Source organism: Qipengyuania aquimaris, assembly GCF_009827445.1.
GTDB classification, from domain to species: domain Bacteria; phylum Pseudomonadota; class Alphaproteobacteria; order Sphingomonadales; family Sphingomonadaceae; genus Qipengyuania; species Qipengyuania aquimaris.
Genome location: NZ_WTYI01000001.1, coordinates 2,607,799 through 2,619,568, shown reverse-complemented (window position 1 = coordinate 2,619,568; position 11,770 = coordinate 2,607,799). Strand labels below are relative to the sequence as shown.

The 11,770-nt window shown below is 59.8% G+C and carries 13 protein-coding genes and 2 tRNA genes; 9 read left to right on the top strand and 6 right to left on the bottom strand.

The annotated features are described in order from the left end of the window. Position 1 precedes the first annotated feature (1 nt). Entirely contained in the window at positions 2–1,042 is a 1,041-nt protein-coding gene (locus GRI34_RS12915; protein WP_199800174.1) for a LacI family DNA-binding transcriptional regulator, read from the top strand. A gap of 146 nt (positions 1,043–1,188) precedes the next feature. On the opposite strand, the gene GRI34_RS12910 is transcribed toward GRI34_RS12915, so the two are convergent. Genes GRI34_RS12910 through GRI34_RS12900 form a run of 3 tightly spaced genes read right to left on the bottom strand, consistent with a single transcriptional unit; the run spans position 1,189 to position 3,565 of the window. Continuing rightward, a complete protein-coding gene (locus tag GRI34_RS12910; RefSeq protein WP_160596280.1) occupies positions 1,189–1,740 on the bottom strand; it encodes a DUF5681 domain-containing protein in 552 nt (183 codons plus the stop codon). After that, the gene (locus GRI34_RS12905) at positions 1,737–2,261 is read right to left on the bottom strand and encodes a DUF5681 domain-containing protein (RefSeq protein WP_160596279.1); all 525 of its coding nucleotides are present in this window, start codon (positions 2,259–2,261) and stop codon (positions 1,737–1,739) included. Before GRI34_RS12905 ends, GRI34_RS12910 begins: the two co-directional genes overlap by 4 nt. Next, the gene (locus tag GRI34_RS12900; RefSeq protein WP_160596278.1) at positions 2,258–3,565 is read right to left on the bottom strand and encodes a site-specific DNA-methyltransferase; all 1,308 of its coding nucleotides are present in this window, start codon (positions 3,563–3,565) and stop codon (positions 2,258–2,260) included. The genes GRI34_RS12905 and GRI34_RS12900 overlap by 4 nt, the downstream gene beginning before the upstream one ends. 204 nt (positions 3,566–3,769) lie before the next feature. Between GRI34_RS12900 and GRI34_RS12895 the strand changes: the two genes are divergently transcribed. The 3 genes from GRI34_RS12895 to GRI34_RS12885 are packed head-to-tail and all read left to right on the top strand — an operon-like array spanning position 3,770 to position 5,945. After that, positions 3,770–3,967 (top strand): DUF3489 domain-containing protein, encoded by a 198-nt coding sequence (locus GRI34_RS12895; RefSeq protein WP_199800173.1) that lies wholly within the window; start codon positions 3,770–3,772, stop codon positions 3,965–3,967. Then, positions 3,964–4,368 (top strand): DUF2924 domain-containing protein, encoded by a 405-nt coding sequence (locus GRI34_RS12890; protein WP_160596276.1) that lies wholly within the window; start codon positions 3,964–3,966, stop codon positions 4,366–4,368. The genes GRI34_RS12895 and GRI34_RS12890 overlap by 4 nt, the downstream gene beginning before the upstream one ends. Further along, entirely contained in the window at positions 4,368–5,945 is a 1,578-nt protein-coding gene (locus tag GRI34_RS12885) for a recombinase family protein (RefSeq protein ID WP_160596275.1), read from the top strand. The genes GRI34_RS12890 and GRI34_RS12885 overlap by 1 nt, the downstream gene beginning before the upstream one ends. A gap of 400 nt (positions 5,946–6,345) precedes the next feature. Here GRI34_RS12885 and GRI34_RS12880 read toward each other — a convergent pair. Then, positions 6,346–6,435 (bottom strand) — tRNA-Ser (locus GRI34_RS12880). 161 nt (positions 6,436–6,596) lie between these two features. Here GRI34_RS12880 and hspQ point away from each other — a divergent pair. The 5 genes from hspQ to GRI34_RS12855 all read left to right on the top strand — a co-directional run bounded on the left by hspQ (position 6,597) and on the right by GRI34_RS12855 (position 9,277). Then, entirely contained in the window at positions 6,597–6,977 is a 381-nt protein-coding gene (gene hspQ / locus GRI34_RS12875) for a heat shock protein HspQ (RefSeq protein ID WP_160596274.1), read from the top strand. 124 nt (positions 6,978–7,101) lie between these two features. Next, a tRNA-Ser gene (locus GRI34_RS12870) sits at positions 7,102–7,192 on the top strand. A 200-nt stretch (positions 7,193–7,392) separates the two neighbouring features. Then, positions 7,393–8,514: a peptidylprolyl isomerase gene (locus tag GRI34_RS12865; protein WP_160596273.1), complete on the top strand. Its 1,122-nt coding sequence runs from the start codon at positions 7,393–7,395 to the stop codon at positions 8,512–8,514. Continuing rightward, on the top strand, positions 8,511–8,828 hold the full coding sequence (locus tag GRI34_RS12860; protein WP_160596272.1) for a DUF1905 domain-containing protein: 318 nt from the start codon (positions 8,511–8,513) through the stop codon (positions 8,826–8,828). The genes GRI34_RS12865 and GRI34_RS12860 overlap by 4 nt, the downstream gene beginning before the upstream one ends. Further along, positions 8,825–9,277, top strand: coding sequence for a hypothetical protein (locus GRI34_RS12855; RefSeq protein ID WP_160596271.1), 453 nt, complete (start codon positions 8,825–8,827; stop codon positions 9,275–9,277). Before GRI34_RS12860 ends, GRI34_RS12855 begins: the two co-directional genes overlap by 4 nt. On the opposite strand, the gene GRI34_RS12850 is transcribed toward GRI34_RS12855, so the two are convergent. Together GRI34_RS12850 and GRI34_RS12845 are read right to left on the bottom strand one after the other, a co-directional pair. After that, on the bottom strand, positions 9,274–9,639 hold the full coding sequence (locus tag GRI34_RS12850) for a VOC family protein (protein WP_090477756.1): 366 nt from the start codon (positions 9,637–9,639) through the stop codon (positions 9,274–9,276). The genes GRI34_RS12855 and GRI34_RS12850 overlap by 4 nt on opposite strands. Then, a complete protein-coding gene (locus GRI34_RS12845; RefSeq protein WP_160596270.1) occupies positions 9,636–11,729 on the bottom strand; it encodes a RelA/SpoT family protein in 2,094 nt (697 codons plus the stop codon). Before GRI34_RS12845 ends, GRI34_RS12850 begins: the two co-directional genes overlap by 4 nt. Between the last annotated feature and the right edge of the window lie 41 nt (positions 11,730–11,770).

Genomic DNA, 11,770 nt, shown 5'->3' with positions numbered 1-11,770 from the left:
GATGCCCAAACTGCCTAACGACGATAAGCCTGTTGAGATGCCGAAGCGTGTCCGGACGATTACCGACCTGGCGAAGCTGGCCGGGGTCTCGCCGGGAACCGTGTCGAGAGCTCTGGCAGGCAAGAGCCTCGTCAACGCAAAGACCCGCGAGAAGATCGAGGCGCTGGCGCGCGAACATGACTTTCGCCTCAATCAGATGGCGAGCCGTTTCCGGCGCCAGAAAACCGGGGTGATCGGAGTTGTGATCCCCTTGGGGCACGATCGACGCCAGCAGATATCTGATACCTTCTTCATGACCCTTCTAGGCTATTTGGCCGATGAACTGACCGAGCGTGGTTACGACCTTATGCTGCGCCGGGTCATACCCGACAAAGACGAAGACTGGCTCGACAGGTTCATAGGTTCAGGCATGGTGGAAGGCACCATCGTGATCGGGCAGTCAGACCAGTTTGACCGCATCGAAGATGTGGCTGACGGCTACCGGCCCATGGTCGTCTGGGGCAATCACCAAGAGGGACAGCGCCACTGTGTGGTGGGGTCCGACAACCGACTTGGCGGAAAGCTGGCAGCTGAGCGCCTGATCGCCTCCGACTGCCAGAGTATCGCGTTTCTCGGTTCGACCGACCCAATCGAATTCGCTGCACGCTTTGCCGGGGCGAAGGCTGTGGCCGACAAGATGGGGGTGTCGATTAGTGTACTCCCAACTCATCTAAATCCGGACCGGGCGGCAGACGAGATTGCTGAACACTTCGCAAGTTCGCATAGCGATTTCGACGGAATTTTCGCCGCTACGGACCTTTTGGCGGTCGCATGTCTCAAGGAAATGCAAAGCAGGAAGATTGCCGTGCCGGGAAAAGTGAAACTAATAGGCTTCGACGATCTACCTATCGCATCGCAGACGCAGCCACCGCTCACAACTGTCAGACAGGATATCGCCGCCGGTGCCCGATGCCTCGTCGACCTTTTGCTACGCCGCATGAATGGCGAAAGCACTGAAAGCCTCGTTCTGCCGCCAAAGCTGATCGCTCGCCAAACAGCTTGAGGTGGCGCCGATTGGCCCTGAGCCCAGTATCGGTTTTAATCTGAAACCAGCGCCTCTGCTAATTTGAGCAGCCAAGTTTGGCGGTCCGCTTTAAGGCGCCCCGCCCTCTCACCCGAATGTCTGAATCTGGGGCGCATAGCTGCCATTCAGCCAAAGTAGCTCCACCATTGAGGCCACGTGACCTTTTGCGGGGTGCGGGTATTTTCCCAGACCTCGCGCTGTTCGCTTGCTGAGAGCGGCTCGCCCGCACGCCGCGCTAACGCGGCCTCTACGATCCAAGGATTCAGCTCCCAGCGAACGCGTCTCTCGTCTTTCGGATACTTCAACACAGCGATACCGAGGGTATCGATTATCGCATCCATACCGGAAGCAATCGGCTGGAGAATAATTGTCTTGATGGTCTGCTCCTGGTCGGAGCGCGATGATCGCGCCTTCTCGATCGCTTCAAGGGAGGCGCGTGCCGCCGCGCTGTCGCCTGCCAGACCTTTTTGCGTTAGTTGCAGAAGAAAGGCTTCAGCCGCAGTAACCCGTCTTTCTCTGCCATTCTCCCTAATGGTGACCATCTGACCCAGAATGGCGTCATGCGGAATGCCCCGATGACGATTACGTGGTCGCCCGCGAGGGTTGCCGGACTGACCTTTGCTGAAGCGTGTCGCCTGCGGCGGGTTAGCGTATCCTCCGCGATGCTCGGCAGTCATCGGTAGTTTCCGCGAGGCCAGCGAAGCGTATTGCAGTCCTTGGTGAAGAACTTGATATTGTCGACTTCCTTGCCTTCGTACCGTTTGCGGCCTGGCCGGCTAAGCGCTGCCTGCGTCGCCCAGGCGTTTACGAACCAGCGCCTTCCTTCCATTCCCGGATCGGGCTCTGCGATATCGAGAAGTCGCATGGCCTCGTTGGCGTTATCCGAGGTGTAGTGGAACTCCGTCTTGATGGGAGTAGATTGCACTGGCGCCTTCTTGGCCAAAGCAGCCTCGCGCTTCTCGATCATCTTGAGAACCTTGCGAATAGCCATGCGGCTTCCCCCCAGCGCAGCCTGGTAGGTCTGCAGCTCCAAGGCCTCTTCGACCGTCAGCTCACGCGCGCCCCCGTTCTGGGTGACGGTGAGTGACTTGTCCAAGATGATGTCGAAGGCCGAGTTGTTCGGTCGGCGAGCTTTTGGGCGTCCGTTGGGATTGCCCGACTGACCCTTCTGGAAGCGACCATTGCCCGCCCGGCTCATTCTGCGGCCTCCATTTGTTGGTCGCGATTGATCAGCTTTGGCTGTTTTCCGGTGATCTCGCTCCAGCGGGTCATGGCAAGATCGACATAGGCGGGATCGATATCCACGCCGCGAAAGGCGCGTCCGACACGCTCGGCAGCAATAAGGCTGGTCCCGGAGCCGAGGAAGATGTCGAGCACCAGCTCGCCCTGCTTCGTCACATCGCAAATTGCATCGGCGACCATGGCCACCGGCTTTACGGTGGGATGAAGCGTCAGGTCCTCGCGCCGCGAGCCACGCATCGAGTTGACGGAAGGGTAGTCCCAGACGTTTGTGCGATTGCGGCCATGCTTGCCCAGCTCTACGCAATTTGTGTGCGGCGCATCGCCTACGCGGTAGACGAAGACCATCTCGTGCTTGGAACGATAGAGCGATCCCATGCCCGCATTGCTCTTGTTCCAGGCGCAGATGTTGAGCAGGGTGTCGTAGATACTCGCCACTGACGTCGTGACGTCGTCCATGTGCCGCCAGTCCATGCAGACGAAGTGAACAGCACCATCGCGCGAGACCTTGGCGCAAGCGCCGAGCGTATCGGTGAGGAAGCTTCGGAACTCAGCCTCGCTCATCTCGCCCGAGGCCATGGCGAACTCGCGGTGACGGCCCTTGGCATTGGCGTGGCCATTGATCTTCACATTGTAGGGCGGATCGAGGAACGCGCAGTCCACTTGCGCGCCCTCGCCTACGACGCGGCGAAGAAAGCCCACATCACGGCCATCGCCGCAGCCTATCCGATGCTCACCAAGCTGCCAGATATCGCCGGCAAAGACACACGGCTCGATCGGAACTTCGGGAATGACCTCGTCGTCGGGATCCTCGCTTTCGGACAACACAACGTCGATCTCGCCGGCGGAGAAGCCGGTGAGTGAAAGATCGATATCGATCTCGGGCAACGACAGATCGGCAAGCTCGAGTTTGAGGATCTCGGTATCCCAGCCAGCATTGAGCGCGATCTTGTTGTCGGCAAGCCGCAGCGCCTTCTTCTGCGCTTCTGACAAACCGGCAAGTTCGATGACCGGGACTTTGCTCAGCCCTATCTGCCTTGCAGCGCGCAGCCGCCCATGCCCGGCAATCAGATTGCCTTCAGGGTCTGCAAGGATGGGATTGGTGAACCCGAACGCGTTTATCGAGGCGATGATCTGTTCGATCTGGCGCTTGGGATGCGTACGCGCATTGCGGGGATCGGGCGTAAGCTCGAAAAGGTCCTTGTAGGTGACCTGGAGCGCTTGGTCGGCAGATGGAGATGCCAGCTCTTGGGTGGTTTCCATGACTGGAACAATAAGGGAACACAACCCCAGGCGCTAGTTCGCTGATTGCTAATCCCCAAGAAATTGGGACTTGTCCACTTCGGACTGGACTGTCGGGGCGATCGGAGCATTGGTGGGCCTGCGCCCGGCGATCCCGGGCTTGCTCCGGTAGCGGCGGCAATTTTTGCGCCGCGCGATCGGAGAAGACATATGACCGCAAGAGCAATGACCAAGCTTGATCATCTGGAGAAGATGATCCGACGAAAGAACGGCGCCAGCATTGCCGAGATGATGAAGGCAACCGGTTGGCAATCGCACTCGGTGCGCGGCGCGCTGGCAGGGGCTCTCAAGAAGCGCGGGCTCGCCATTGCCTCTGAGAAGATCGACGGCGTGCGTCGCTATCGGGCGGATGAACAGACATGACTGAAGACCTTGATCACGTCGTGGCCAAGATCGACCGGATGGACCTGGAAGCGCTTCGTGCAAACTGGAGGGACCGCTACGGCGCCCCTCCCCAACTTCGCTCCGTGCTCATCATGCGCCAAATGCTTGCCTGGCGAATTCAGGCCGAGGAACTTGGCGGACTGGATGCCAAGTCCAGGCGAACCCTTGAACGGTCGGGACCCATCGAGGCCGAAGGCCGGCACCTTGGCCTTGGCGCTACACTCACGCGCAACTGGAAAGGGCTCGAGGTAACCGTTGTTGTCGAAGAGGGCGGCTTTCGCTGGGACGATGAGCTCTATCCAAGCCTCTCCGCAGCTGCGAGCGCCATCGCCGGATCACGTTGGAACGGGCCGCGCTTTTTCGGTCTGCGGGACGGCTGATGCCAGAAAAGCCAAAGACCCTTCGCTGTGCGATCTATACCCGCAAGAGTTCGGAAGAAGGCCTCGACCAAGACTTCAACAGCCTCGATGCCCAGCGCGCTGCCAGCGAAGCCTATGTGATGAGCCAGGCGAGCGAAGGCTGGACACTGCTTTCCAGGCTTTACGATGACGGGGGGTATTCAGGAGGCACGCTGGAGCGTCCGGGCCTCCAGTCTCTTCTGGAGGATATCGCGACAGGGCTGATCGACGTCGTCGTGGTCTACAAGATCGATCGCCTCACGCGCTCGCTCACCGACTTCTCAAGGATCGTCGAGATATTCGAGAAAGCCGACTGCAGTTTCGTCTCGGTCACCCAAGCGTTCAACACCACAAACTCCATGGGTCGTTTGATGCTCAACGTCCTGCTCTCCTTCGCGCAGTTCGAACGCGAGGTGACCGGCGAGCGCATCCGCGACAAGATTGCGGCCTCAAAGAAGCGCGGCATGTGGATGGGCGGCTTGCCGCCGCTGGGGTACGATCGCCCCAAGAAAGAAAGCCGCAAGCTTGAGGTCAACGAAGCCGAGGCTGCCATCGTCCAGCGCATCTTCACACGCTATCTCAAGTTAGGTTCGGTCCATGCGCTTCAGCGCGATCTCGTGATCGAAGGCGTTCTTTCCAAGGTCCATGTCACCAGGAAGGGCAAGAAGACCGGAGGCCTACCGTTCAGTCGCGGTGCGCTGTTCCACCTGCTGCGCAACCGCATCTACCTCGGTCAGATCGTCCACAAGGAGCACGCTTATGAAGGACAGCATGACGCTATTATCGACCCGGACCTGTTCGAGCGCGTTCAGCGAAGGCTAGCTAGCAATGCGAGGCGTAGGTCGCAGCGAGCTGGCACGCAAATGGCCAGAGCGCCGCTTACCGGAAAGCTGTTCGATGCAACCGGAGAACCGATGAGCCCAACCTTTTCGCGGGGCAAGATGGGCAAGTCCTATCGCTACTATGTCTCAACGTCGCTTCAGCAAGGGGCCGCGCCTGAGGATGGCGACATGATCAGAAGGTTGTCAGCACCTACGATAGAGCGCATCGTTTGCGATGCCTCTATGCGCTGGATGGGCATAAGCGAGCCCAACTTTAAGCTCATCTCGAAGGTTCGCCTAACGAACCGTGGGCTCGTCATCGAACTGTCCTCTATCGATCCGATAGCGATTGCGGCGAGGTTAGCGCCGGGCGAAGAGCTTATTCACTCCCAAAAGAAGAGCTGCGTCGTATTCCTTCCACTGGCTTTGCCGCTTCGCGGAGGCAAGGCGGTCGCCGTCAATGCAGGCAAACCTGCTCGCAACATCGATCCAGTGCTCGTAGCCGCTTTGCGCAAGGCCCGTGCCATGGTCACGTGGAAGCGCGGCATGCCCATCATGCAGGCGGGTCCTCCCTCGCGCTACGACACGAATATCCTGCGGCTCGCTTTCCTGTCGCCCGACATCCAGCGAGATATTCTGGATGGCCGACAGCCAGCCTCTCTCACCCTCCAGTCATTCAAGTCAATTGCGGTGCCATTGGCCTGGTCGAAGCAGCGTAAGGTACTGGGCTACACCTGATCGACAATTGCCTGTTATGCCGAGACTGCAACCTGATCCGGTCGATATCGCACCCTGATACGTCGAATTAAGTCCCTGTTCGGTCGAATAACAGGGAAACCGCCATTTTTGGCATGTAAAGCGCTGAAATTGCGAAGCTTCTCTACGAACCCGGCCGTCTTTCGGCCGTCAATTTACCTGTTTTCGATCCGAAATGCGCATTTTTCCCTGTTAATTGCCTGATAAGCAGGGAAACCGCACCGATAACGATATCTCAAGAGACCAGGCCGCGAAACTTACCCTGATAACGGCACAGAGACGCCGGAGACGATGCTGCGAGTCGCGAATGGGCTGCGCAAAGCCGCCTGTTCCGCGGCGAAGCGGGATTACCCTGAAAACAGAGACGAGTGCTGGGGGTGACTGGCGGAGAGGGTGGGATTCGAACCCACGATACGGTTGCCCGTATACCGCATTTCGAGTGCGGCGCATTCGACCTCTCTGCCACCTCTCCGCATGTCGGGTGTGCCTGATGGGCCCTCGGGCCTCGGTCGAAGCGAGGGGGCCATTAGCCGTGTGCGTCAGGCTTGCCAAGTCCTTTCGGACCAGAAAACGGGGGACGGAGGCGGGACGAGGCTTGTTCGTCGGCGGGAACTTCCCATATCCTCTCGTGACATGGACAGGACTTTGTTTTTCTCCGCCCAGGCAGGTCGCACTCTCGAGGCGCCACGCCGAATCAAGACACGCTTCGCCATCGGCGATGTCGTCAAACACAAGACCTTCGATTTCCGCGGCGTCATTTTCGACATCGATCCCGTCTTCGCCAATAGTGAAGAATGGTATTCGTCGATCCCCGAGGAAATTCGCCCGGATCGCAACCAGCCTTTCTATCACTTGCTGGCAGAGAGCGACGAGAGCGATTACGTCGCCTACGTCAGCCAGCAGAACCTGGTGATTGACGCACTCACCGGTCCGGTCTCGCACCCTGACGTGCACCAATATTTCGAGCAATTCGAAAACGGGCGCTACCGTATGCGTCGCAAACTCACCCACTGACGAGCGACTGCGTGAAGCATGGGCGTTTGCCTGCTTGCACCACGCTGCTAAGACCGCTAGAGGCGCGCCTTCTTGACGCCGCTCCCTTGCCACACGCGCTTTAGGGAAGCCCGATCGAGATCGCGGAGCAGTGGCCGAGTGGTCGAAGGCGCACGCCTGGAAAGTGTGTATACGGTAACCCCGTATCGAGGGTTCGAATCCCTCCTGCTCCGCCATTTTCTCCAGCTGTGAAAATTTGCGATGAACCGTTGGAACCCGAGCGCGGGGCGCTCGTTGCAACTTTACCACCCCCCAAGTCGCGATGGTGCGCGGAATTGCATTCCCTGCGACCATCGCTTCAGAGCCCCTTTTCGCCCCTCAAAACGCGCGAAAAGGGGCTTTTTGTTTGTCCGATTGCGTGGCAGGCTCCGAACCCATGAACAAACCCTTGATTTCGCTCGCCGCAGCGTTCGCTCTTACCACTTCATGGACCTCTCCGCTCGCAGCGCAGGACGAGCCTGCCGGAGCGCCGTCGCCGAACGAGATCGTAGAGGGCGCCGAGGCCGAGGATTGGGTTTCCATACCCGCTGAAGACCTTTTGGTGATGACCCTGGCGCCGGCGTCCGACGGGACGGAACGAGAGGTTGTGATCCAGCTCATGCCCGCTCCCTTCAGCCAAGGCTGGGTGAAGAACATCCGCACTCTCGCCCGCACGGGCTGGTACGATGACATCACCGTGAACCGTGTGCAGGACAATTACGTCGTCCAGTGGGGCGACCTCAACTACGACAATCCCGAAGCCGATGGCGAGCCCAAGCTATTGCCCGAAGGCCTGAAGGTGATGGACGAGAGCGACTACACCACGAGCGGATTGCTGTCCGTCCCCGACCCTCGGGGCCGCCCTCGAATGAACTATCATCTTGGCGCCATGATGATGCGCAACGCCCTTATTGCAGCCAATGGAGAGGTTCCTGTCCCGGAAGGCTTCGAGCAAGCGCTAAAGTCGGGCGATGCATCGAGCGTGAAGTTCGAGAAAGTCGAAACCGGTGATGCCTACGCCCCATTGACCAGTATCGTGCTCGGTTGGCCGATTGCCCGGGATTTTGCTGAAGGTGGGCGCAAGTCCTCGGGGGTCTGGCCGGTACACTGTTATGGCATGGTCGGAGTTGGACGTAATTATTCGCCGGACACGGGATCAGGGGCGGAACTGTATACCGTGATCGGTCATGCTCCACGTCATCTCGACCGTAACATCGCGCTCGTCGGACGGATTATCGAAGGGATGGAGCATCTCTCATCGCTGCCGCGCGGATCGGGAGCGCTCGGTTTCTATACCGAGGAGGAAGCGGCCAAGCGCACACCCATCGTGACCGTGCGCGTGGCGAGCGACCTGCCAACTGCAGAGCGCCCGGCTTTCGAGTACCTGTCTACCGAAGGAGAGACCTTCGCCAGATACATCGAAGCACGCGCCAATCGCCGCGATCCGTTTTTCATCGTCCCGGCAGGCGGCGCGGATATTTGCAATATTCCTGTCCCCATCCGCCGCGCGGGCGAGTGAGCGAAACCCTCACCTGCACCCTTCCCTTGCGCCAATGGCGGGGAGAGCGCGGGACCTATCATCTCGTGACGCTAACCGGCGAACAGGCCGAAGCCATCGCCATGCACGAAGCTCTCTCCCGCCTTGAATTCGGCAGCCGCCGGGGTTTCGGGTCGGTAAAGGTCATCGCCCGGATCGGCGGAACCCATTGGAAGACTTCGGTGTTTCCCCAGAACCGGAAGTCGGAATGGGTGCTGCTTGTGTCGAAGAAGGTGATGAAGCGGGAAGACCTTGTCGAGGGTGATGAGCTCACTCTGGAACTCGAACTCCTGTGAGCCGGAGCCAGCACCACAAACGCCTGGCCTGGCTCACCGCGGGCGGGCTCGGCATTGCGCTGGTTGCGGTGATCGTGGACGTTACGCTGCCGCCGGGCGAGACCCTGTGGCACATGGTGGCCGCGCCGGAAGAGGACGGAGGGTGGAAATTCGTCGAGATCGACGGGGTGGACGTGAGTGATGGTGGTTATTCCCTGGGCGTCCGCTGGGGCGAGATTTCCGGATTTCACGACGGGTGCAATTCCTGCGGCTTCGAAGATCTGGATCAACCTCGCGGCGCCCTGGATCGGAGCATGATCTGCACGCTGCAGTGGTGTGAGGAAAAACCGAACGACGTATTGTTCGCGCGCTTTGCTTTTGGATCGCCGCAAATGCGGGTCGAAAACGATCGCCTGATCCTGACCCTGCCCGGCCATCGCGCCGTGCTGGTCCGTCCGCCCGCGCGCTAGAGCTTTTCCATCAATTCGATGCGATTGCCGAAGGGGTCGTCCACGTCTCCGCGGCGATATCCTTCCAGTTCCTTGCCTGGCTTGAACTTGATCCCTGCGGCCTGGAGCTTGGCCACCAGGGCTCCGAGATTCTCGACCAGCAATGCAGGATGCGCACGCCGCGCTGGCAGGAATGCATCTTCCACACCGCAATGGATCGAGATGCCCTCGCCCTCGAACCAGCAGCCGCCGTTTACGGCTAGGTGGCCGGGTTTCGCCACTTCTTCCAGGCCCATCAGATCGCCCCAGAATTTGCGGGCGTGAACTTCGCCGCCATGGGGCATGGCGAGCTGGACGTGATCGATACCGGTTAGCAAGCTCATGCGCGCTCGGCCTGTGCGACGGAGTCACTGGCGCGCAGTGCGCTCAGGATACGGGTGAGGTGGGCGAGATCCTGCACCTCCAGATCGACTTCGTAAGTCGTGAAAGGATGGTCGAGCTGCACCTGCTCGAGACTTTTCACGTTCACGACATTCTTGGCAAAAATACCCGCCATCTCGGCCAATGTACCCGGACGGTCGTACAATGTAACCCTGAGACGACCGACTGCCCCCCGCGAACGCTTGCCCCAGGACAGATCGAGCCAATCGGTGTCGATCCCGCTGGCAAGCTCGTGGCAATCGATTGCATGAACCTCCACCCCCTCATTGGGTTTGCGAATGCCGACAATGCGATCGCCGGGGACAGGGTGACAGCATTCCGCCAGCTTGTATCCGACCCCGGGAGTAAGGCCCCGAATGGACAGCGACTTTCCGCTGCGCAGCCATTCGGCATCGTCATCGGCCAGACCTTCGGTGCAGCCGGGGACGAGCGCCTCCATGACTTCGCGATCGGCGATCTTTGCCGATCCGATGGCATAATAGAGGTCGTCCTCCTCCTCCATATCGAGACGCGTTAGCGCCGCGCGCAAGGCTTTCTTCCCGATCTTTGCCGGCACGCGCGAGGCGATTTCGTCGTAAAGTTTCTGGCCGATGTCGGCGACTTCGGCCCGTTCCTTCAGTCGCACGGCGCGGCGGATCGCTGCGCGCGCCTTGCCCGTGACGACGAAGCCGAGCCAGCTCATTTGCGGCTCGGCGTTCTTGCCCTTGAGGATCTCGACCACGTCGCCATTGTTGAGCTGCGTGCGCAGCGGCATGTGGCGACCATTGATTTTCGCCCCCACCGTCTGGGCGCCAAGATCGGTGTGAACGGCGAAGGCGAAATCGACCGCCGTCGAACCCTTGGGCAGCTGGAACAATGCGCCCTTCGGGGTGAAGGCGAAAATGCGATCCTGGTAAATCGCCATGCGCGTATGCTCGAGCAGCTCTTCCGGATCGTGGCTGGCATCGACGATCTCGATCAGGTCGCGCAGCCAGCCGACCTGGCCGTCCGGCTTGTCGCCCTGCTTGTATGCCCAGTGAGCGGCAAGGCCGAATTCGTTCGTCTGGTGCATTTCTCGCGTGCGGATTTGCACTTCGACACGCATCGACTTGCCGTAGATCAGCGAGGTATGGAGACTGCGATAACCGTTGGTCTTCGGCGTCGAGATGTAATCCTTGAAACGGCCCGGCAGGAATTGCCACGTCGTGTGCAGCACCCCCATCGCGCGGTAGCAATCGGTCACGTTGTCCGTGATGATGCGGAACGCCATGATGTCGGTGACCTGCTCGAAGGACACGTGCCGTTCGGCCATCTTGCGCCAGATCGAATACGGATGCTTCTCGCGGCCCGAAACCTCTACGGTGAGGCCTGCTTCCGCCAGCGCGTGCTTCATGTCGAGCGCGATGGCATCGACCTGCCCGCCGTCTTCCTGCCTGATCTGGTCGAGCCGCTGGGTGATCGTTTCGAATGCTTCCGGCTCGAGCTGTTCGAACGCCAGCATCTGCATCTCGCGCATGTATTCGTACATGCCCACGCGCTCTGCCAGCGGCGCGTAGATATCCATCGTTTCGCGTGCGATGCGCTGACGCTTTTCAGGCTTCTTGATGAAATGCAGCGTGCGCATGTTGTGCAGCCGGTCGCCCAGCTTGACGAGCAGCACGCGGATATCCTCGCTCATGGCGAGCAGGAATTTGCGCAGGTTTTCGGCGGCCCGCTCGTTCTCGGGCATCTGCTCGATCTTGGAAAGCTTGGTCACGCCATCGACCAGCCGCGCGACATCGGTGCCGAAATTGGCCTCGATGTCGTCAATCGTCGCGAGCGTATCCTCGACGGTATCGTGCAGCAGTGCGGTAGCGATGGTTTCCTGGTCGAGCTGCAGGTCGGTCATCAGACCGGCAACTTCGACCGGATGACTGAAGTACGGGTCCCCGCTCGCCCGGGTTTGGGTACCGTGCTTTTGCACGGTATAGACATAGGCGCGATTGAGCATCGCCTCGTCGGCGTCGGGGTCATATTCCTTGACCCGTTCAACAAGTTCGTACTGTCGCAGCATCTCGGCTCACACGATGTGGCTAAAGCGTGCTGCAATGCAAC